Source organism: Serinicoccus shuyuelongi (assembly GCF_045032955.1).
In the GTDB taxonomy this organism is placed as follows: Bacteria; Actinomycetota; Actinomycetes; order Actinomycetales; family Dermatophilaceae; genus Ornithinicoccus.
Genome location: NZ_JBJFZU010000008.1, coordinates 64,637 through 86,248, shown reverse-complemented (window position 1 = coordinate 86,248; position 21,612 = coordinate 64,637). Strand labels below are relative to the sequence as shown.

Sequence of the window (21,612 nt, the reverse complement as noted above, 5' to 3'; positions counted from 1 at the left end):
ACCGACATCACAGCAGCACCCGACCCTCGCCCGACAGCGGGACGTCACCTCCGGCCGCGAGAGCCGGGGACCGCGGGCGAACGAGCCCACCAGAAGATGCGGACCGGTGCTGCACCAGACTCTCGTACCTGATCACTAGGAGCACTGCCAGATGGCACGACTCATCGGTGTCGACCTTCCGCGCGACAAGCGCGTCGAGGTCGCTCTCACCTACATCTTCGGCGTGGGCCGTACCCGCGCCGTGAAGACGCTGGAGACGACGGGCGTCGACCCGTCCATCCGCGTCAAGGACCTGACGGAAGAGCAGCTGGTCGCGCTGCGCGACCACCTCGAGGGCGAGTACCGCCTCGAGGGCGACCTGCGCCGTGAGGTGGCCGCCGACATCCGCCGCAAGGTGGAGATCGGCAGCTACCAGGGGATGCGGCACCGCCGCGGCCTCCCCGTGCACGGTCAGCGCACCAAGACCAACGCGCGGTCCCGCAAGGGCCCCAAGCGCACCGTCGCCGGCAAGAAGAAGGCCGGCAAGTAATCACCGTCGGGGGTTCCGCCCCCGACCACCCCCGCAGGACGGCTCCCACCCCCGGGTGCAGGTCCGGACACCAGCGGGACCGAGACACTTGCTCTTCCCTCAGGAGAATCACACATGCCCCCCAAGAGCCGTCAGGCCCCCGGCGCGCGCAAGGTGCGCCGCAAGGAGAAGAAGAACGTCGCCCTCGGGCAAGCTCACATCAAGAGCACGTTCAGCAACACCATCATCACGATCACCGACCCCACGGGTGCCGTGATCGCCTGGTCCTCGTCGGGCCAGGTCGGTTTCAAGGGTTCGCGTAAGTCGACCCCGTACGCCGCGCAGATGGCCGCCGAGGCCGCCGCGCGCCGTGCCATGGACCACGGCATGCGCAAGGTGGACGTCTTCGTCAAGGGACCGGGGTCCGGTCGCGAGACCGCGATCCGCTCCCTCACCGCTGCGGGCCTGGAGGTCGGCGCGATCAGCGACGTGACCCCCCAGGCGCACAACGGAGTCCGTCCGCCCAAGAAGCGCCGTAACTGAGCCCCGGAAAGGTCTAGGTAGAACATCATGGCCCGTTACACCGGTCCCATCACCAAGAAGTCCCGTCGGCTCAAGGTCGACCTCGTCGGCGGCGACAAGAACTTCGACCTGCGTCCCTTCCCCCCCGGGCAGCACGGCCGCCGCCGCAGCCAGGAGAAGGAGTACCTGACCCAGCTGCAGGAGAAGCAGAAGGCCCGCTTCACCTACGGCGTCATGGAGAAGCAGTTCCGTCGCTACTACGCCGAGGCGGCCCGCCGCCCCGGCAAGACCGGCGCGAACCTGCTCGTCATCCTCGAGTCGCGGCTCGACAACGTGATCTACCGGGCCGGTCTGGCCCGCACGCGTCGCGCCTCGCGTCAGCTGGTCTCGCACGGCCACTTCCTGGTCAACGGCCAGCGCGTGGACGTCCCGTCCTACCGGGTGGAGCAGTACGACATCATCGAGGTGCGGAAGCAGTCCGTGGAGACCTTCCCGTTCGAGCTGGCCCGCCAGACCTATGGCGACCGCCCGGTCCCGGCCTGGATGAAGGTCGTCCCCGGTTCGCTGAAGGTGCTCATCCACCAGCTGCCCACCCGTGAGCAGATCGACACGATCCTCACCGAGCAGCTGATCGTCGAGCTCTACTCGAAGAACTGATCGGTGGGGCCCAGGCCCCCACGCACCTGCCGGGGCGATGCCCCGGCGCACGTGCAGGTATGTCGTCCAGGACGGCATACCTGCACGTCCGGCCCTCCCGAGGACAGAGTCGGGAGCGCCTCGCACACGCGGCGTCATATAGCGGTCGCCCGTGGAAAGGACAAGAACAGTGCTCATCGCACAGCGCCCCACCCTCTCCGAGGAGGTCGTCTCCGACACTCGTTCGCGGTTCGTCCTCGAACCGCTGGAGCCGGGCTTCGGCTACACCCTCGGCAACTCCCTGCGTCGCACCCTGCTCTCGAGCATCCCCGGCGCCTCGCTGACCAGCATCCGCATCGACGGCGTGCTGCACGAGTTCTCCACGATCCCCGGGGTCAAGGAGGACGTCACCGAGATCATCCTGAACCTCAAGAGCCTGGTCGTCTCCAGCGAGCACGACGAGCCGGTCGTGATGTACCTGCGCAAGCAGGGCGCCGGCCCCGTCACCGCTGCGGACATCGCCCCGCCCGCCGGCGTCGAGGTGCACAACCCCGACCTGCACCTGGCGACGCTGAGCGACTCCGGCAAGATCGAGATGGAGATGACGGTCGAGCGCGGCCGTGGCTACGTCTCGGCGCAGCTGAACAAGTCCGGCGAGCAGGAGATCGGCCGCATCCCGGTCGACTCGATCTACTCCCCGGTGCTGGCCGTGACCTACAAGGTCGAGGCCACCCGTGTCGAGCAGCGGACCGACTTCGACCGCCTCGTGGTCGACGTGGAGTCCAAGAGCTCGATCACGCCGCGCGACGCGGTCGCCTCCGCCGGCCGCACCCTCGTCGAGCTCTTCGGGCTGGCGCGGGAGCTGAACGTGGAGGCCGAGGGGATCGAGATCGGTCCCTCCACCGGCGACGGCGCGCTGGCGTCCGACCTCGCCCTGCCGATCGAGGAGCTGGACCTGACCGTCCGGTCCTACAACTGCCTCAAGCGCGAGGGGATCCACACCGTGGGCGAGCTCGTCGGACGCAGCGAGGCGGACCTGCTCGACATCCGCAACTTCGGTGCGAAGTCGATCGACGAGGTCAAGGACAAGCTCGCCGAGATGGGCCTGGCGCTCAAGGACAGCCCTCCCGGGTTCGAGGGTGCGGCCGCCTACGAGGACGGGTCCTACGACGAGGGCGACGCCGCCTTCGCCGAGGACGAGCAGTACTGAGATACGAGCTAAGGAGAACTCATGCCTGCCCCCAAGAAGGGTCCGCGCCTCGGCGGCGGTCCGGCGCACGAGCGCCTGATCCTGTCCAACCTGGCGACCGCCCTCTTCGAGCACGACCGGATCACCACCACCGAGGCGAAGGCCAAGCGGCTGCGCCCGCTGGCCGAGCGGCTGGTCACCTTCGCCAAGAGCGGTGACCTGCACAACCGTCGCAAGGTGCTCGCCACCATCCGCGACAAGGGTGTGGTGCACCGGCTGTTCACCGAGATCGCCCCGGACGTCGCCGACCGTCAGGGCGGTTACACCCGGATCACCAAGATCGCGCCGCGCAAGGGCGACAACGCGCCGATGGCCGTGATCGAGCTGGTCCGTGAGCCGGTCGCCAAGAAGGCCGTCGTCACCCAGGCCGAGGGCGCCACCCGGCGCGCGGCCAAGGATGACGCCAGCACCTCCGACGCCCCGGCGGCGGCCGCCCCGGCCGAGGTCGTGGAGGTCAACGACGAGGCCTCCGAGGACACCACCGAGGCCGCGATGGTCTCCGCCGGTGCCGACGACGCGACCGAGGGGTCGAACGACGACGGTGCCGAGGAGTCGAACGACGACGCCACCTCGAAGGACGACGACACGAAGGCCTGAGGCCGACGTCGAGAGCCGGGCACATACCACCGTGCCGGCAGCGGGTCACCTCCCTCCGGGGAGGTGGCCCGTTCTCGTGCACCCGGGGGTGCGGCACCATGGTGGGGTGCGTATCCGACTCGACCTGGCCTACGACGGCACGTCCTTCTCCGGTTGGGCCCGGCAGCCGGGGCTGCGCACCGTGGAGGACACCCTGGCGACGGGGCTGGGCACCGTGCTGCGGATGGAGCCGCCGGGGTTGACGGTCGGCGGTAGGACCGATGCCGGGGTGCACGCCAGGGGGTCGGTCTGCCACCTGGACCTGGACGAGCCGGTATGGGCCGCCGTGCCCGGCCGCTCCGACCGGTCCCCCGGGGAGGCGCTGGTGACCCGGCTCGCGGGAGTGCTCCCCGACGACGTGGTGGTCCGCTCGGCGGTCGCCGTGGACGGGGACTTCGACGCACGCTTCTCTGCGCTGCGACGTCGGTACACGTACCGGTTGCTGGACCGGCCGCACCTGCTGGACCCGCTGCGTCGGCGGGACACCGTCGTCGTCCGGCGCGCGCTGGACGTGGACGCGATGCACCGTGCGGGCGGGACCCTGCTGGGCCTGCAGGACTTCGCCGCCTACTGCAGGGCGCGCGCGGGGGCGAGCACGATCCGCACGCTGCTCGAGTTCTCCTGGGAGCGGGGCGACGACGGTGTGCTGGTCGGCACGGTGGTGGCCGACGCCTTCTGCCACAGCATGGTCCGGGCCCTGGTGGGCAGCGTCGTCCCCGTCGGACACGGTGCCCGAGGCACCGGCTGGCCGCGCGAGGTGCTGGCCGGGGGTATGCGGGACCCGGGGGTCCGGGTGATGCCGGCGCACGGGTTGTGCCTGGAGGAGATCGCCTACCCGGCCTCACCGGTGGACCAGGTGGACCGTGCGCGGGAGAGCCGGGCGCTGCGGACGTCGACACACCCCGAGGATGGCTAGGCTGCCGACATGCTGGCTGCCTACGTCGAGACCATCCATGCCGAGGACCCGCTGCGGGGGTTGGTGGTGGGGGAGCGGCCGGAGCCGGAGGAGCGCGCGGGCTGGAGCGTGCTCCCGGTGGTCGCGGCCGGGCTGAACCACCACGACCTGTGGTCCCTGCGCGGTGTCGGGCTCGGCGAGGACGCACTGCCGATGATTCTCGGCTGCGACGGCGTCGCCGAGCACCCGGAGCTCGGCGAGGTCGTGGTGTACCCCGTGGTGACGGGGACGCCCGGCTGGAGCGGTGACAGCACGCTGGACCCGCGCCGGAGCCTGCTGTCGGAGCACCACCAGGGCACCCTGGCCGAGTACGTCCGCGTGCCGGAGGGCGCATGGGTGCCCCGACCGGAGCACCTGGACGCCGTCGAGGCGGCCGCCCTCTCCACGGCCTGGCTGACGGCATACCGGATGCTCTTCGTGCGGGCCGACGTCCGCCCCGGCGACACGGTGCTCGTGCAGGGCGCAGCCGGCGGTGTGGCCACCGCCCTGATCCAGCTGGGGGCCGCGGCCGGCCTGACCGTCTGGGTGACCGGGCGGGAGGCCGGCAAGCGTGGACGCGCTCTGCAGCTGGGGGCGGACGCCGCCTTCGAGCCGGGGGAGCGGTTGCCGCGTCGGGTGGACGCCGTCCTCGAGAGCGTGGGCGCGGCCACCTGGTCGCACTCGGTCAAGGCGCTGCGCCCGGGCGGGACGATCGTCATCTGCGGAGCCACCAGCGGGGACGCGCCAGAGCGGGCGGAGCTCACGACGATCTTCTTCAAGCAGCTGCGCGTGCTCGGCTCGACCATGGGCACCCTGGAGGAGCTGGCCGCGCTGTGCCGGTTCGTCTCCCAGCGACGTATCCGCCCCGTCGTGGAGGCCAGGTTCCCGCTGGAGCGGGCGGGTGAAGCGCTGGAGCGCCTGTACCGCGGAGACGTCGTCGGCAAGCTCGGGATCACCGTGCGCTGAGGCCAGGACAGGGCAGGTTTGCACCGGGGCCGAGGCAGGTGTAGTGTTGCGCTTCGCTGCAGACGCGGAAGCGGAGCAGCCCAGCACGACGGTCTCCCGATCATCCGGACCACCTGCTCAGCAGGATTTGGAACGGGCCGGGACAGTCCGCTAGGCTGGAGAGGTTGCCCCGAGCGGGAACACCCCACCAGGGTGTGAAAGCCGGTGTGCGTCCGATTCTTGAGAACTCAACAGCGTGTTTGTTTTTTGATGCCATTTGTTTGTTGCCATGGCGTCTGCCGGTTGTCGGTGGGTGTTGTGGTTGTTTTTTTGCTAGTGATCTGGCTCTGGATAAGGGTTTAGGTTTTTATCGGAGAGTTTGATCCTGGCTCAGGACGAACGCTGGCGGCGTGCTTAACACATGCAAGTCGAACGATGAAGCGGTGCTTGCACCGTGGATTAGTGGCGAACGGGTGAGTAACACGTGAGTAACCTGCCCTTCACTCTGGGATAACGCCGGGAAACTGGTGCTAATACTGGATATGACACCAACCTGCATGGGTATGGTGTGGAAAGCTTTTGCGGTGGAGGATGGACTCGCGGCCTATCAGCTTGTTGGTGGGGTAATGGCCTACCAAGGCGACGACGGGTAGCCGGCCTGAGAGGGTGACCGGCCACACTGGGACTGAGACACGGCCCAGACTCCTACGGGAGGCAGCAGTGGGGAATATTGCACAATGGGCGAAAGCCTGATGCAGCGACGCCGCGTGAGGGATGACGGCCTTCGGGTTGTAAACCTCTTTCAGCTCTGACGAAGCTTTATTGTGACGGTAGGAGCAGAAGAAGCACCGGCTAACTACGTGCCAGCAGCCGCGGTAATACGTAGGGTGCGAGCGTTGTCCGGAATTATTGGGCGTAAAGAGCTTGTAGGCGGTTTGTCGCGTCTGCTGTGAAAGCCCGGGGCTTAACCCCGGGTCTGCAGTGGGTACGGGCAGGCTAGAGTATGGTAGGGGAGACTGGAATTCCTGGTGTAGCGGTGGAATGCGCAGATATCAGGAGGAACACCGATGGCGAAGGCAGGTCTCTGGGCCATTACTGACGCTGAGAAGCGAAAGCATGGGGAGCGAACAGGATTAGATACCCTGGTAGTCCATGCCGTAAACGTTGGGCGCTAGGTGTGGGTCCCATTCCACGGGATCCGTGCCGCAGCTAACGCATTAAGCGCCCCGCCTGGGGAGTACGGCCGCAAGGCTAAAACTCAAAGGAATTGACGGGGGCCCGCACAAGCGGCGGAGCATGCGGATTAATTCGATGCAACGCGAAGAACCTTACCAAGGCTTGACATACACCGGACGACTGCAGAGATGTGGTTTCCCTTTGGGCTGGTGTACAGGTGGTGCATGGTTGTCGTCAGCTCGTGTCGTGAGATGTTGGGTTAAGTCCCGCAACGAGCGCAACCCTCGTTCTATGTTGCCAGCACGTGATGGTGGGGACTCATAGGAGACTGCCGGGGTCAACTCGGAGGAAGGTGGGGATGACGTCAAATCATCATGCCCCTTACGTCTTGGGCTTCACGCATGCTACAATGGCCGGTACAAAGGGCTGCGATCCCGTGAGGGGGAGCGAATCCCAGAAAGCCGGTCTCAGTTCGGATTGGGGTCTGCAACTCGACCCCATGAAGTCGGAGTCGCTAGTAATCGCAGATCAGCAACGCTGCGGTGAATACGTTCCCGGGCCTTGTACACACCGCCCGTCAAGTCACGAAAGTCGGTAACACCCGAAGCCGGTGGCCCAACCCCCTTGTGGGGAGGGAGCTGTCGAAGGTGGGACTGGTGATTGGGACTAAGTCGTAACAAGGTAGCCGTACCGGAAGGTGCGGCTGGATCACCTCCTTTCTAAGGAGCATCATGTAAGCATCCACTCCTTTGGGGTGGGTGCGTGGCCTCGTTGGTGCCCGTTCGTGGTGCCCGGGGTTGCTCTGTTACGGGTGGAACATCAAAGAACTGTCGCTGCCAGCTGGTGGCGTGCTGTGTGTGAGTACGACCTGGGTGTCCCTGTGAGGGGATGGCCGGGTGTGGAAAGCGTGCGGTGCGGTGCTGCTGGGGGTGCAAACACGCTGTTGGGTCCTGAAGGATCGGGCCCTTCCCACTGTCCTGGTGGTGGTGTCTCGTGCGCGGTTGTCGCGTGCGGGTCGCCGGCCACGGGGGGAGTACGGGTTGGTTCCGGTGTCTTCGTTGGGCTGGGGCCATGGTGGTCTGTCATACCCGCGTCTGCTGGTGAGTTTGGTCTTGCTGGTGGGTGTGTGTGGTGGCAGCAGGAGCTGTGGTGGCTGGTTGTTGGTTGAGAACTGTACAGTGGACGCGAGCATCTTTGTGGCTTGTTAAGTTTTTAAGAGCGCACGGTGGATGCCTTGGCACTAGGAACCGAAGAAGGACGTAGGAATCTGCGATAAGCCTCGGGGAGTCGATAACCAGACTGTGATCCGAGGGTGTCCGAATGGGGAAACCCGGCCAGCTTCATCGCTGGTCACCCGCACCTGAATATATAGGGTGTGTGGAGGGAACGTGGGGAAGTGAAACATCTCAGTACCCACAGGAAGAGAAAACAACATGTGATTCCGTGAGTAGTGGCGAGCGAAAGCGGATGAGGCTAAACCGGTCTTGTGTGATACCTGGTAGGGGTTGCAGGGTCGGGGTTGTGGGAACGATCGTACTGGGTCTACCAGCCTGGTGCGCAGTGATAAATCGCGTGGTGTAGGTGAAAGGTCTGGAAAGGCCTGGCGTAGACGGTGAGACCCCGGTAACCGAAACATCCGTGACTGCGTGTGTCGTCTCCCGAGTAGTACGGGGCCCGAGAAATCCCGTACGAATCTGGCAGGACCACCTGCTAAGCCTAAATATTCCCTAGTGACCGATAGCGGACAAGTACCGTGAGGGAAAGGTGAAAAGTACCCCGGGAGGGGAGTGAAATAGTTCCTGAAACCGTGCGCTTACAATCCGTCGGAGCCTGCACTTGTGTGGGTGACGGCGTGCCTTTTGAAGAATGAGCCTGCGAGTTAGTGCTCAGTGGCGAGGTTAACCCGTGTGGGGAAGCCGTAGCGAAAGCGAGTCCGAATAGGGCGTTTGAGTCGCTGGGTCTAGACCCGAAGCGGAGTGATCTACCCATGGCCAGGGTGAAGCGCGGGTAAGACCGCGTGGAGGCCCGAACCCACTTAGGTTGAAAACTGAGGGGATGAGCTGTGGGTAGGGGTGAAAGGCCAATCAAACTCCGTGATAGCTGGTTCTCCCCGAAATGCATTTAGGTGCAGCGTCATGTGTTTCTTGCCGGAGGTAGAGCTACTGGATGGCTGATGGGCCCTACCGGGTTACTGACGTCAGCCAAACTCCGAATGCCGGTAAGTGAGAGCATGGCAGTGAGACTGCGGGGGATAAGCTTCGTAGTCGAGAGGGAAACAGCCCAGATCACCAGCTAAGGTCCCAAAGCGTGTGCTAAGTGGGAAAGGATGTGGAGTTGCGATGACAACCAGGAGGTTGGCTTAGAAGCAGCCATCCTTGAAAGAGTGCGTAATAGCTCACTGGTCAAGTGATTCCGCGCCGACAATGTAGCGGGGCTCAAGCACACCACCGAAGCTGTGGCATTAGTACTTTGCTCAGCCTGTCCTCTTGAAGGGCAGGTTCAGGCGTGCTGATGGGTAGGGGAGCGTCGTGCCGGGAGAGAAGCATCCGAGTGATCGAGGTGTGGATCCGGCACGAGTGAGAATGCAGGCATGAGTAGCGAATGAAGAGCGAGAAACTCTTCCGCCGAATAACCAAGGTTTCCAGGGTCAAGCTAATCTGCCCTGGGTAAGTCGGGACCTAAGGCGAGGCCGACAGGCGTAGTCGATGGACATCCGGTTGATATTCCGGAACCGGCGAAGAACCGCCCAGTACCGAATCTTGTGATGCTAAGCGCCTGAAGCCCTCCACCGGGTTCACCTTCGGGTGTTCCCAGGGGGGTGGAACGCGTGACCCGAACTGGTAGTAGGTAAGCGATGGAAGGACGCAGGAAGGTAGCCTCCGCGTGGCGATGGTAGTCCACGTCGAAGAGCGCAGGGCCGGGGAGTGGTAAATCCGCCCCATCAGTGCCCGAGGCTTGATCGTGACCGCGTATGCGGGAAGCAGGGTGATCCTATGCTGCCAAGAAAAGTTCCTAGCGAGGTTCTAGCCGCCCGTACCCCAAACCGACTCAGGTGGTTAGGTAGAGAATACTAAGGCGATCGAGTGAATCGTGGTTAAGGAACTCGGCAAAATGCCCCCGTAACTTCGGGAGAAGGGGGGCCGGAGACGTGAAACCCTTCACGGGTTAGCGTCGATGGCCGCAGAGACCAGGGAGAAGCGACTGTTTACTAAAAACACAGGTCCGTGCGAAGTCGCAAGACGATGTATACGGACTGACGCCTGCCCGGTGCTGGAACGTTAAGGGGACGGGTTAACCGTAAGGTGAAGCTCTGAACTTAAGCGCCAGTAAACGGCGGTGGTAACTATAACCATCCTAAGGTAGCGAAATTCCTTGTCGGGTAAGTTCCGACCTGCACGAATGGCGTAACGACTTCTCCACTGTCTCAACCACGAACTCGGCGAAATTGCACTACGAGTAAAGATGCTCGTTACGCGCAGCAGGACGGAAAGACCCCGGGACCTTTACTATAGTTTGGTATTGGTGTTCGGTACGGCTTGTGTAGGATAGGTGGGAGACTGTGAAGCGGACACGCCAGTGTTCGTGGAGTCAACGTTGAAATACCACTCTGGTCGTTCTGGATATCTAACCTCGGTCCGTGATCCGGATCAGGGACAGTGCCTGATGGGTAGTTTAACTGGGGCGGTTGCCTCCTAAAGAGTAACGGAGGCGCCCAAAGGTTCCCTCAGCCTGGTTGGCAATCAGGTGGCGAGTGTAAGTGCACAAGGGAGCTTGACTGTGAGACAGACATGTCAAGCAGAGACGAAAGTCGGGACTAGTGACCCGACGGTGGCTTGTGGAAGCGCCGTCGCTCAACGGATAAAAGGTACCCCGGGGATAACAGGCTGATCCTGCCCAAGAGCTCATATCGACGGCATGGTTTGGCACCTCGATGTCGGCTCGTCGCATCCTGGGGCTGGAGTCGGTCCCAAGGGTTGGGCTGTTCGCCCATTAAAGCGGTACGCGAGCTGGGTTTAGAACGTCGTGAGACAGTTCGGTCCCTATCCGCTGCGCGCGTAGGAAACTTGAGGAGAGCTGTCCCTAGTACGAGAGGACCGGGATGGACGAACCACTGGTGTGTCAGTTGTCCTGCCAAGGGCACCGCTGATTAGCTACGTTCGGACGTGATAACCGCTGAAAGCATCTAAGCGGGAAGCACACTTCGAGATGAGGTTTCCATCACCCTTTGGGTGGAGAGGCTCCCAGCTAGACTACTGGGTTGATAGGCCGGACGTGGAAGCACAGTAATGTGCGTAGCTGACCGGTACTAATAAGCCGATAACTTAACAAACACCAAACACAAACGATGTTCGCGTCCACTTTACGGTTCCCGACCCATAACCAACCCTGCCCGGGTTGAGGTCGAACATGTTACGGCGGTCATAGCGTCAGGGAAACGCCCGGTCACATTCCGAACCCGGAAGCTAAGACTGACTGCGCCGATGGTACTGCACCGGAAACAGTGTGGGAGAGTAGGACACCGCCGGACCACCATTAGAAACACGAAGCAAGGGGCTCACCCCCCACAAAAAGGGGGTGAGCCCCTTCTTCACGTCCACACCCACCCCCTGACACACTGGGGTGTGGCGCCCGTCGGTGGCGCCTGCGGCGCACCGTGACGAGAGGAAGACCACCTGTGGACCAGAACCGTGGAGGCGAGCGGCGTCCCGGCCGTGAGGGTGGTCGGGACGTCCGTGGGGGACGCCCAGAGCGTGGCGGTCGGGACCGCGGGGGCCGCGACGAGCGTGGGGGACGCCCGGACCGTGGGAGCCGCGGGGGCCGTGATGATCGGTCGTCCCGGGCGAGCGGCCCGGACGACCGCGATGCACCGCGCCGCCAGTGGGTGGAGCGCGCGCCACGTCCAAGGGATCCCGAGCTGCCCGAGGGCGTGGACGCCGGTGGGCTCGACCGGTCGCTGCGGACGGAGCTGCGCACCCTCAGCAAGGAGAACGCGGAGGGGGTCGGTGGCCACCTGGTGATGGTGGGCCGCGCGCTGGACGTGGAGGACTTCGACCTGGCGCTGGCGCACGCCGAGGCAGCCTCACGACGAGCCGGACGGGTGGCCATCGTGCGTGAGTCGCTGGGACTGGTCCACTACCGCCGCGGCGAGTGGTCCCGTGCCCTGGCCGAGTTCAGGACGGCACGACGGTTGTCCGGGACGCACCACCTGCTGCCGCTGATGGCGGACGCGGAGCGAGGCCTCGGCAGGCCGGAGCGTGCCCTGGAGCTGGCGGCCACGCCGGAGGCGAAGACCCTGGCGTCGGCCGAGCAGGTCGAGCTGGCCATCGTGGTCGCGGGGGCCCGGGGAGACCTCGGCCAGCACGCCGCCGCCGTGCTGCACCTGTCGGAGCTCGTCCGCCGTACGACGGACCGGGACCCCTGGGCCGCGCGTCTGCGCTACGCCTACGCGGCCGCGCTGGAGGCGGACGGGGCCACCGACCAGGCGCAGACCTGGTATGCCCGCGCCGCCGCGGTCGACGCCCTGCAGGAGACGGACGCCGCCGAGCTGCTGGGTGAGGAGGAGGCCCCCTGGGTGGTGGACCTGGACGACGGTGAGGACGAGCAGGCGGACGGGGGCGGGCCCCCGGCACCAGGGGCCGGCACGCGGCAGTGATCCGCGGCCTGCTGTGCGACCTGGACGGCGTCGTCTACCGCGCGCACGCCGCCTGCCCCGGCGCGGTCGAGGGGCTGGCGTCGGCCAGGGCTGCCGGTGTGCAGGTCCTGTTCATGACCAACAACGCCTCGCGTCCGCCGGGCACCGTGGCGGACCAGCTCCGTGAGCTGGGCGTGCCCGCCGACGAGACGGACGTCCTCACGGCGTCCCAGGTCGCGGCGGAGGAGCTCGTAGAGCGCCGTCCGGACCTTCTCGCGTCCGACATGGTGCTGACCGTGGGTGGACCCGGGGTGCGCCTCGCGCTGCAGGAGGCCGGGTTCAGCACCCTCGACCCGGGGGAGGTGGCACGGCGGGCGCAGGAGGGGCCCGAGCAGGGCGAGCAGGCTCCCGGTGAGCGGATCGGCGCCGTCGTCCAGGGCTACGGCCCCGAGGTCGACGTGGCCGCCCTCACCGAGGCGACCTACGCCATCCGGGCGGGTGCCACCTGGGTGGCCACCAACGACGACGCGACGCTGCCCACCGACCGTGGGCTGGCGCCCGGCAACGGTGCCCTGGTGCGGGCCGTCGCGCACGCCACCGGGGCGGAGCCGGTGGTCACCGGCAAGCCGCACGCACCGGCATACCGGGTGGCGTTGCGGCGTCTGGGCCTGCCCCTGGACCAGGTGCTAATGGTGGGGGACCGGTCGGACACCGACATCGCCGGCGCCCGCGCCGTCGGACTGGCCAACGCCCTGGTCCTCACCGGGGTGTCCTCCAGGGACGAGGCGGAGTCCGCGGTCCCGGAGCAGCGTCCCGACCACGTCGCCGGGACCATCCCCGAGCTCGCGCACCTGTGGGGTGGGCGATGAGCATCGACGACCCCGGGCCCGCGACACCCACCGGCGACGGTGCCGTTCCGCCCCGGACCGGGGACGCCGAGGTGGACCTCGCGCTGGAGGATCTCGACGAGGGGCTGCAGGGCAGCGGCGAGGAGCAGCTGGAGGCGCTCACCCGCGCCCACCGGCGGCTGCAGGCGCGCCTGTCGGACCCCACCGAGCAGCCCGCTCCTCCCGGGCAGGCCCGGCCCGGGCCCCGGTGAGCCAGCGTCTGGACGTCACCCTCGTCTCCCGCGGGCTGGCGGCCAGCAGGACCCAGGCGCAGACCCTGGTGCGGGCGGGCCTGGTGCGGGTGGACGGGACCGTGGTGACCCGACCGGCGACGCCGGTGCCGGACGGTGGCGTCGAGGTCGAGGTGCTGACGTCGGGGGTCGAGGGCGAGGCGGCGTGGATCCTGCGGGGCTGGGTGGGACGCGGCGCGCTGAAGCTCGACCACGCCCTGGAGCGGTGGCCGGTCCCGGTGGCCGGCCGCCGCTGCCTCGACGTCGGGGCCTCCACCGGGGGGTTCACCCAGGTGCTGCTCGAACGGGGCGCGGCGCAGGTGCGGGCGCTGGACGTGGGGCACGGCCAGCTGGACCAGCGACTGGCCCGGGACCCGCGTGTCGTCGAGGTCTCCGGCACCTCCGTCCGGGGCCTCACCGGCGCCGAGGTCGGCGGACCGGTCGACCTGCTGGTCGCCGACCTGTCCTTCATCTCGCTGGCGCTCGTGCTGGCGGACCTCGCCACCCTGACCCGACCCGGCGCCGATCTCGTTCTGCTGGTCAAGCCGCAGTTCGAGGTGGGACCCGAAGGTCTGGGCAGGGGCGGGCTGGTGCGGTCCTCGGAACGGCGCGAACGGGTGCTGGCCGAGCTGGACGCCCGCGCCCGCACGCTGGGGTTGGCACCGCTGGACCTGGACCACTCCCCGGTGACCGGCACCCACGGCAACATCGAGTACCTGTGGTGGCTGCGTCGCTGCCCTCACCCCGGCCCCTGTCCGGTGCCGGCGGACGGCATGATGGGCTGTGGTCCCGGCGCCGCCGCGCTGGGGAGCCGTCGCAGGGAACTCGTCCAGGAGGAGAAGGCATGAGCCGACGCATCATGCTGGTCACGCACCCCACCCGTGCGGAGGTGCACGACCTCACCTCCGTCTTCGCCGAGCGCCTGGGGCGGCACGGGATCGAGCTCGAGGTGGTCGCCCAGGCGGAGCCGACGCACCAGGTGGTCACCGACCAGAAGGTGGTCTCCCTGAAGAGCCCGGTGCCCTCCCACGTGGATGCTCGCGGCTGCGAGCTGGTGGTCGTCGTCGGCGGGGACGGGACCATCCTGCGCGGGGCCGAGATCGCCCGCCCGGCCGGGATCCCGCTGCTCGGGATCAACCTGGGACGGGTCGGCTTCCTCGCCGAGGCCGAGAAGGACGACATCGAGGCGATCGTCACCCGGATCATCGACCGCGACTACCGCATCGAGGAGCGGATGACGCTCGAGGTGGACGTCATCCACCAGGGCCGGGTGGTCTGCCACAACTGGGCGCTGAACGAGGCCAGCGTGGAGAAGTCGGCGCGCGAGCGCATGCTCGAGCTGGCCGTCGAGGTCGACGGACGGCCGCTGTCCACCTGGGGCTGCGACGGGGTGGTGATGGCGACACCGACCGGGTCCACGGCGTATGCCTTCTCCGGGGGAGGTCCGGTCGTCTGGCCGGACGTGGAGGCCCTGCTGGTGGTGCCCATCTCCGCGCACGCCCTCTTCGCCCGCCCGGTGGTGCTGGGTCCTGACACCCACCTCGCCGTGGAGGTGGTGCCGCACAGCCACGTCACCGGGGTGATGTGGTGCGACGGCCGCCGCACCGTCGAGCTGCCGCCCGGCGCCCGGATCGAGGTGCGACGCTCGAGCACCCCGGTGCTGCTCGCGCGGTTGGGGGACGAACCCTTCACCGACCGGCTGGTGGCCAAGTTCGCGCTGCCCGTGACCGGCTGGCGCGGGCCCGCCACCGGTGCCGGACCGGAGGGCACCGCGTGACCCTGCGGCGTATCCGGATCCAGCACCTGGGCGTCATCGAGGAGGCCGAGCTCGACCTGGCGGAAGGCCTGAACGTCATCACCGGGGAGACGGGTGCCGGCAAGACGATGCTGGTCAGCGGACTGGGCCTGCTGCTCGGGGAGCGGGCCGACCCCGGTCTGGTCCGCAGCGGTGCCACCCGGGCCGTGGTCGAGGGCGAGGTCGACGTGCCGGTCGACCACCCTGCCGCGGTCCGGGTCCAGGAGGCGGGCGGTGACGTGGAGGACGGTCTCATCCTGGTCCGCACCGTCCCCGCCGAGGGACGTTCCCGGGCCAGCGTGGGCGGCCGCAGCGCCCCGGTCTCGGTGCTCGCCGAGGTCGGCCACCACCTCGTGGCCGTGCACGGGCAGGCCGACCAGTGGAGGCTGCGCGACGCGGACCAGCACCGGGTGCTGCTGGACGTGGCCGGTGGCGAGGAGCTGGCCCGGGCGAGCGCCCGCTACGCAGGGGTCTGGCAGCGGTGGCAGCAGCTGCGCTCGCGCCTCCAGGAGCTGTCCCGCAGCGCCACAGAGCGGGGGCTACGGGTGGACGCGCTGCGGGTGGCGCTGCAGGAGATCGAGCGGGTCGCCCCGGTGGAGGGCGAGGAGGACGACCTGCGCGCGGAGGCCGACCGGCTCACCTACGCCGAGGACCTGCGCGGGGCCGCCCAGGGCGCTCACGACGCCCTGGTGGGCGGCGACCCGGCCTCGGGCGCGGTGGAGTCGGAGTCGTCGTCGGTGGCCGCGCTGCTGTCCACCGCCGCCGGTGCCCTGGCCTCCGCGGCGGACCACGACACCGAGCTCGCCGACCTGCTCCGGCGGGTCCAGGAGCTGAGCTACCTCGCCTCCGACCTCGCACCGGACCTGGCCGCGTACGCGACCGGGGTGGAGATCGACCCGGAGCGGCTGGACGCCGTGCACGCCCGTCGGGCCGAGCTCTCGGCCCTGATGCGGCGCTACGGCGGCAGCACCGCGGAGGTGCTGGCCCTGGGCGAGAAGGCATCACGGGAGCTGGCCGCCATCGACGTCTCCGACGAGGACCTGGCCGAGCTCCGTCAGCAGCTGGAACAGTCCCGGGCCGAGGTGGGGCGGGCGGGGGCCGAGCTGAGCACGCTGCGCGGACAGACCGCGCAGCACGTCGGGGAGCGGGTGACGCAGGAGCTGACGCACCTGGCGATGGGCTCGGCCACCGTGGTCGTGGACGTGTCCCCGCGCCTGGTGGACGGCGAGGACGGCGAGGCCGTGGACGGGGCGGTGGAGCTGCCGGACGGCAGCCGCGCCGTGGCGACCCGGCACGGGCTGGACGTGGTGGAGATCCGGCTGGCGGCCAACCCTGGGGCACCGCCCCGGACGGTCACCCGCGCCGCCTCCGGCGGTGAGCTGTCCCGGGTGATGCTGGCGCTGGAGCTGGTCTGCGGCGACGCCTCCGTGCCCACCTACGTCTTCGACGAGGTGGACGCCGGGGTGGGTGGTGCCGCGGCGCTGTCCCTCGGGGGGCGGCTGGCGCAGCTGGCGAAGCATGCGCAGGTGGTGGTGGTCACCCACCTGGGCCAGGTCGCCGCCCAGGCGGACCGGCACCTCGTGGTGCGCAAGAGCACCGACGGCCAGGTCACCCGCAGCGGCGTGGTGGCCGTCGAGGGCGCGGAGCGGGAGGCGGAGCTGGCCCGGATGCTGGGCGGCCTCGCGGACTCCGACGCCGCGCTCGAGCACGCCCGGGAGCTGCTCGCCCGACGTGCGACGATGGACCCCGGATGAGCAGCCCCCGTCGCGCACGCGCCCACGACCCGTCCGTGCCGGTCACCGGCACCGCGCGGGTCGATCCGCGTACCAAGAACCTCACCTCGCGGCTGCAGCACGGGGACATCGCGGTCATCGACCACGCCGACCTCGACCAGGTCAGCGCCAACGCCCTGGTCGCCTGCGCGCCGGCCGCGGTCGTCAACGCTGCGGCCTCGACCACCGGCACCTACCCCAACATGGGGCCGCAGATCCTGATGGAGGCGGGCATACCACTGCTGGACCGGGCCGGACCCGAGGTGATGGCCGTCGGCGAGGGGGTGCGAGTCACCGTCGTCGGGGACGAGCTGCGGGTCGACGACCAGGTGGTCGCCCGGGCCGTCCGGATGACCAGCCTGATGGTGGACGAGCAGCGCGAGGACGCCCGGAGCCGGCTCTCGGAGCAGATCGAGGCGTTCTCGCACAACACGATGGAGTACGTCCGCGCCGAGCGCGAGCTGCTCCTGGACGGCATCGGGGTCCCCGAGCTGCGGACCCGCTTCACCGGCCGGTATGCCCTCGTCGTGGTCCGCGGGTACCACTACAAGGAGGACCTGCAGACCCTGCGCCCGTTCCTGCGGGAGGCGCGCCCGGTGCTGATCGGCGTCGACGGCGGAGCGGACGCCCTGCTGGAGATGGGGCATACCCCGGACATGGTGGTCGGCGACATGGACTCCGTCTCGGACCGCGCCCTGACCAGCGGGGCCGAACTCGTCGTGCACGCCTACCGCGACGGTCGTGCCCCGGGCCTGGAGCGGGTGCAGGCGTTGGGCGTCACCGACGCGGTCGTGCTGCCCGCCCCGGGCACCAGCGAGGACATCGCGATGCTGCTCGCCGACGAGCTGGGTGCCGAGCTGATCGTCGCGGTCGGCACCCACGCCACCCTGGTGGAGTTCCTGGACAAGGGGAGGCAGGGGATGGCCAGCACCTTCCTGACCCGGCTCCGGATCGGCAACAAGCTGGTCGACGCCAAGGGGGTGAGCCTGCTCTACCGGGCCCGCATCCCCACGGTGTCCCTGGTCTGGCTGGTGCTCGCCGGCCTGGTGGCCCTCTTCGTGGCCCTGTCCGCGACCCCCGGCGGACGCGCCCTGCTCGGGGTCCTGGCCGTACGATGGGACGACGTCGTGGCGTGGATCGAGAGGTTGTTCGCATAGTGGTCGACTTCCGTTACCACCTGGTGTCGCTGGTCGCGGTGTTCATCGCCCTGGCCGTGGGGATCGTGCTGGGGGCCGGTCCGCTGCGCGAGGGCATCTCCGACACCCTGGACGAGGAGGTCGCCCAGCTGCGCACCGAGCGCACCGAGCTGCGCAACGAGCTGGCCACCCTCACCGCCCGCGCCGCCGCCAAGGACGAGGCCCTGGAGCTGGTCGGGGGGCGTGCCGTCGCCGGGACCCTGTCCGGCTCCCGGGTCGCCGTGCTGACGCTGCCCGGCGCCGACCGGAACCGGGTGGCGGGTGTCGAGGAGCGGGTGGACGAGGCCGGTGGTGCGCTGGTGCTCCGAGCCGACCTCGACGACGACTGGGAGCGGGCCGTCGCCGAGGACGACGTCGCGGCCCTGGTGACCGAGCTGTCCGCCTCCCTCGCCCTGCCCGAGCCCCGCGAGGGCGACGCCCCGACGCTGGCCACCGTGGTCGCGGCCACGTTGGCCGGGTCCGACCAGGACACCCAGGTCGGTGCCTGGCTCGCCGCGGGCGACCGGCTGGAGGAGCAGGGGCTGCTGGACCTCACCTGGCAGGAGGGTCCGGGCGCCCAGATCACCGACCGCCGGCCCCCGGACGTGCTGCTCGTCGTCGGTGGCGGGCTGGGGGTGCTCGCCCAGGACCCCGAGGACGAGCAGGCCCTGGCGGCGCTGGAGACACGCCTGGACCTGGTCGATGCGCTGGCCGCTCTGGAGCTGCCGACCCTGGTCGCGGCCCCCGGCACCGAGACCGACCCGACGGCCCCCTCGGCCGGCACCGACCCGCTGGTGGTCGCCGTGCGGGACGACAACGCGGTCGCGGACGCGGTCTCCACGGTGGACAACCTGGAGAGCGCCGCCGGGGTGCTCGCCGGCACCCTCGGCCTGGCCTGGGAGCTGCAGCAGGAGACCGGCCACTACGGCCTCGGCGACGGCGCCCAGGCGCCCGTGCCCGCCCCGCCGCCGCAGCGTCTGGTGACCAGTCCGGTCCCCGGCGACGAGGCCGACGTCACCGAGCCGGTGCCCGACGACGCCGCCACCACCACGAGCCCGTGAGGCGACACCGCGCGGGCACCGTGCTCGCCGTGGCCGCCGGGGTCGGGACGGCCGCGGTGCTGCGCGCCGCGCACCGGACCGGTCGGCTGCCCGGCGGCAGCGCTCGCTGGGAACGCACCAACCACCGCGGCGACCCGGTCTCCCTCACCGAGGGGGTGGCCCTGGCGGGCGGGGCCGGGCTGCCCCTGCTGCTGCTCGACCCCCCGGCCGGGTGCGCGGTGCTGCTGGCCGGGGTCGCCGGCGCGGTGGACGACCTCGGGGGGCGCACCGACGTCAAGGGGCTGCGCGGACACCTGGGGGCGCTGGCCGAGGGCGAGCTGACCACCGGGGCGCTCAAGGTGCTCACCCTGGGGGTGGCCGGGCTGGGGGCGGTGCTCTGGTCGGACCGCGAGCGGTGCAGGGACGGGAACGGGGAGGGGCGTCGTCGGGTGCGGGTGGACACCCTGGCCGGTGCCGCGGTGGTGGCCGGCTCGGCGAACCTGGCCAACCTGCTCGACCTGCGGCCGGGGCGGGCGCTCAAGGTGGCGCTCGCGGCCTCGCTGCCCCTGCTCGACGGGCCACCTGCCGCGGCCACCACGCTGGGCGCCGGGCTGCTGGTGCTGCCCGAGGACCTGCGTGGCAGGACCATGCTCGGTGACACCGGCGCCAACGCCCTGGGTGCCGGGATCGGGGTCGCCGCCGTGCAGGCGCTCCCGGCGCGCGGTCGGTGGGTCCTGCTGGCCGGCATCACGACGCTCACGCTGGTCAGCGAACGGGTCAGCTTCACCCGGGTCATCGAGTCCACCCCGGTGCTGCGCGAGATCGACCGCTGGGGTCGGTGGTGAGCGGACCCAGCGCCCGGATCGGCAGCCAGGGCCTGGTCGCGGCGGCGGGCCTGGTGGCGCTCGTCACCCTGGGGGCCCGGGTGGCCGGGGTGCTGCGTTGGCTCGCGTTCTCGCACGCCGTGGGCGCCACCTGCGTGGGGCAGGTCTACGTCACCGTCAACACGGTGCCCAACGTCCTCTTCGAGGTGGCCGCCGGTGGGGCGCTGGCCGCGGTGGCGGTGCCGCTCATCTCCCGCCAGCTGGGTCTCGGCGACGAGGGACGAGCGGACCGGATCGCGTCGGCACTGCTCGGCTGGAGCCTGCTGGTGCTGCTGCCGCTCTCCCTGGTGGCGGCGCTGGCGGCCGGTCCGATCAGCGCGCTGCTGCTGACCATGTCGCCGGAGGCGACGGGCTGCGTGCCGCAGGACGCCCGGGACGCCGGGGCCCTGATGCTGCTGCTGTTCGCGCCGCAGGTGCTGCTCTACGGGCTCGGGATCGTGCTGGCCGGCGTGCTGCAGGCCCACCGCCGGTTCCTCACGGCGGCGCTGGCGCCGCTGCTGTCCAGCGTCGTGGTCATCGCCGTCTACCTGGCCTTCGGAGCGGTCTTCGACGCGACCGCCCCGCTGTCCGAGCTGCCCACCGGTGCCCTGGTGCTGCTGGCCGGAGGGACCACCCTGGGGGTGGCGGCCCTGAGCCTGCCGCTGCTGGTCCCGATCTCCCGGCTGGGGGTGCGCTGGCGCCCGACCCTGCGCTTCCCCGCCGGGTCCGGGCGGATCGCCGGAGCACTGGCGGTGGCCGGGGTCGCCGCGGTGGCCGCGCAGCAGGTGTTCACCGTCGTGGTGCTGCTGCTGACGAACGTCTCCGGGGTCGGCGGCATCACCGTGTGGACCTACGCGCAGACCGTCTACCTCCTCCCGTACGCCGTGCTGGTGGTGCCGCTGGCGACCGCCGCCTTCCCCCGCCTGACCGACGACCCGGGCACCGCGGTGCCCACCCTGCGCCGGACGGTCCTGGCGGCGACCGTCGCCGCGGTGGCCGCCGCCGGGGCGCTGGTCGCCGCCCGGAGGGAGATCGGGACGGTCTTCCTGGCCCTGGACCGGGGCCGCGACGGTGCCGGTCGGCAGGCCCTCGAGGCGTTGCCCGGCACGCTCGGCGCGCTCGCACCCGGCCTGGTCGGGTTCGCCCTCGTCGCGGTGCTGGGTCGGGCCCTCTACGCGGCGCAGCGGCCCCGGGAGGCGGCGGCCGGTGTGGTCCTCGGCTGGGCGGTCGCCGGACTGCTGCCGCTGCTCCTGGTGGGCAGCGCGCCGGAGGTGGGCCAGGTCCTGGTGCTGCTGGCGGTCGGCTCCTCGGTGGGGATGACCCTGGCCGGGGGCACGCTGGCCGTGCTCACCCGGCGCGCGTGGGGAGCCGCGGCGATGCGCGGCTGGGGCCGCGCCCTCGGCGCGGCGCTCGTCGGGGCGGTGGTCGCGACCAGCGCCTGGGAGCTGATCCCGGTCGACCCCCAGGGCTGGGTGAGCGCGGTGGCCTGGGGCGTCGCGGCCGGTGCCGTGGTGGTGGCGGCGGTGCTGGCCGCCCTCGCCGTGCTGGACCGGGACGCCTGGTCCCTGGTCCGTGGCCAGGTGCGGGCACGGGTCGGCGGACGGGACTGAGA

General features: G+C 69.4%; 17 protein-coding genes and 3 rRNA genes. All 20 read left to right on the top strand.

Annotated elements, in window-relative coordinates; genetic code table 11:
* Window positions 1-151: 151 nt before the first annotated feature.
* The 20 genes from rpsM (at window position 152) to murJ (ending at window position 21,610) form a co-directional block, all read left to right on the top strand.
* Window positions 152-529, top strand: coding sequence for a 30S ribosomal protein S13 (rpsM, locus tag ACI3EY_RS11095; RefSeq protein ID WP_405036492.1), 378 nt, complete (start codon window positions 152-154; stop codon window positions 527-529).
* Between the two features lie 114 nt (window positions 530-643).
* Window positions 644-1,051: a 30S ribosomal protein S11 gene (gene rpsK / locus ACI3EY_RS11090; RefSeq protein ID WP_405036493.1), complete on the top strand. Its 408-nt coding sequence runs from the start codon at window positions 644-646 to the stop codon at window positions 1,049-1,051.
* A gap of 27 nt (window positions 1,052-1,078) precedes the next feature.
* Entirely contained in the window at window positions 1,079-1,687 is a 609-nt protein-coding gene (gene rpsD / locus ACI3EY_RS11085; RefSeq protein WP_405036494.1) for a 30S ribosomal protein S4, read from the top strand.
* Window positions 1,688-1,856: 169 nt separating this feature from the next.
* The gene (locus tag ACI3EY_RS11080) at window positions 1,857-2,876 is read left to right on the top strand and encodes a DNA-directed RNA polymerase subunit alpha (RefSeq protein ID WP_405040454.1); all 1,020 of its coding nucleotides are present in this window, start codon (window positions 1,857-1,859) and stop codon (window positions 2,874-2,876) included.
* A 21-nt stretch (window positions 2,877-2,897) separates the two neighbouring features.
* Entirely contained in the window at window positions 2,898-3,512 is a 615-nt protein-coding gene (gene rplQ, locus ACI3EY_RS11075; protein WP_405036496.1) for a 50S ribosomal protein L17, read from the top strand.
* 106 nt (window positions 3,513-3,618) lie between these two features.
* Window positions 3,619-4,467, top strand: coding sequence for a tRNA pseudouridine synthase A (locus ACI3EY_RS11070; protein ID WP_405040453.1), 849 nt, complete (start codon window positions 3,619-3,621; stop codon window positions 4,465-4,467).
* A 9-nt stretch (window positions 4,468-4,476) separates the two neighbouring features.
* Complete coding sequence (locus ACI3EY_RS11065; protein WP_405040452.1) at window positions 4,477-5,451, top strand: zinc-binding dehydrogenase; 975 nt, start codon at window positions 4,477-4,479, stop codon at window positions 5,449-5,451.
* A gap of 346 nt (window positions 5,452-5,797) precedes the next feature.
* Window positions 5,798-7,325, top strand: a 16S ribosomal RNA gene (locus ACI3EY_RS11060).
* A 483-nt stretch (window positions 7,326-7,808) separates the two neighbouring features.
* A 23S ribosomal RNA gene (locus tag ACI3EY_RS11055) occupies window positions 7,809-10,936 on the top strand.
* An 81-nt stretch (window positions 10,937-11,017) separates the two neighbouring features.
* Window positions 11,018-11,134, top strand: a 5S ribosomal RNA gene (gene rrf, locus ACI3EY_RS11050).
* The 16S, 23S and 5S rRNA genes sit together here, the layout of an rRNA operon.
* Before the next feature lie 354 nt (window positions 11,135-11,488).
* Window positions 11,489-12,259 carry a tetratricopeptide repeat protein gene (locus tag ACI3EY_RS11045; RefSeq protein ID WP_405040451.1) on the top strand — a complete coding sequence of 257 codons (771 nt, stop codon included), beginning with the start codon at window positions 11,489-11,491 and terminating at the stop codon, window positions 12,257-12,259.
* Window positions 12,256-13,107: an HAD-IIA family hydrolase gene (locus ACI3EY_RS11040; protein ID WP_405040450.1), complete on the top strand. Its 852-nt coding sequence runs from the start codon at window positions 12,256-12,258 to the stop codon at window positions 13,105-13,107. The genes ACI3EY_RS11045 and ACI3EY_RS11040 overlap by 4 nt, the downstream gene beginning before the upstream one ends.
* The gene (locus ACI3EY_RS11035) at window positions 13,104-13,337 is read left to right on the top strand and encodes a hypothetical protein (RefSeq protein ID WP_405040449.1); all 234 of its coding nucleotides are present in this window, start codon (window positions 13,104-13,106) and stop codon (window positions 13,335-13,337) included. Before ACI3EY_RS11040 ends, ACI3EY_RS11035 begins: the two co-directional genes overlap by 4 nt.
* Window positions 13,334-14,203: a TlyA family RNA methyltransferase gene (locus ACI3EY_RS11030; RefSeq protein WP_405038896.1), complete on the top strand. Its 870-nt coding sequence runs from the start codon at window positions 13,334-13,336 to the stop codon at window positions 14,201-14,203. Before ACI3EY_RS11035 ends, ACI3EY_RS11030 begins: the two co-directional genes overlap by 4 nt.
* Window positions 14,200-15,132 (top strand): NAD kinase, encoded by a 933-nt coding sequence (locus ACI3EY_RS11025; RefSeq protein WP_405038895.1) that lies wholly within the window; start codon window positions 14,200-14,202, stop codon window positions 15,130-15,132. Before ACI3EY_RS11030 ends, ACI3EY_RS11025 begins: the two co-directional genes overlap by 4 nt.
* Complete coding sequence (gene recN / locus ACI3EY_RS11020; RefSeq protein ID WP_405040448.1) at window positions 15,129-16,904, top strand: DNA repair protein RecN; 1,776 nt, start codon at window positions 15,129-15,131, stop codon at window positions 16,902-16,904. Before ACI3EY_RS11025 ends, recN begins: the two co-directional genes overlap by 4 nt.
* A complete protein-coding gene (steA, locus tag ACI3EY_RS11015; RefSeq protein ID WP_405040447.1) occupies window positions 16,901-18,079 on the top strand; it encodes a putative cytokinetic ring protein SteA in 1,179 nt (392 codons plus the stop codon). The genes recN and steA overlap by 4 nt, the downstream gene beginning before the upstream one ends.
* Window positions 18,079-19,158 (top strand): copper transporter, encoded by a 1,080-nt coding sequence (locus ACI3EY_RS11010; protein WP_405040446.1) that lies wholly within the window; start codon window positions 18,079-18,081, stop codon window positions 19,156-19,158. The genes steA and ACI3EY_RS11010 overlap by 1 nt, the downstream gene beginning before the upstream one ends.
* Window positions 19,155-19,982: a hypothetical protein gene (locus tag ACI3EY_RS11005; protein WP_405040445.1), complete on the top strand. Its 828-nt coding sequence runs from the start codon at window positions 19,155-19,157 to the stop codon at window positions 19,980-19,982. The genes ACI3EY_RS11010 and ACI3EY_RS11005 overlap by 4 nt, the downstream gene beginning before the upstream one ends.
* Window positions 19,979-21,610, top strand: a complete 1,632-nt coding sequence (murJ, locus tag ACI3EY_RS11000; protein ID WP_405040444.1) for a murein biosynthesis integral membrane protein MurJ — start codon at window positions 19,979-19,981, stop codon at window positions 21,608-21,610. The genes ACI3EY_RS11005 and murJ overlap by 4 nt, the downstream gene beginning before the upstream one ends.
* Window positions 21,611-21,612: the final 2 nt, after the last annotated feature.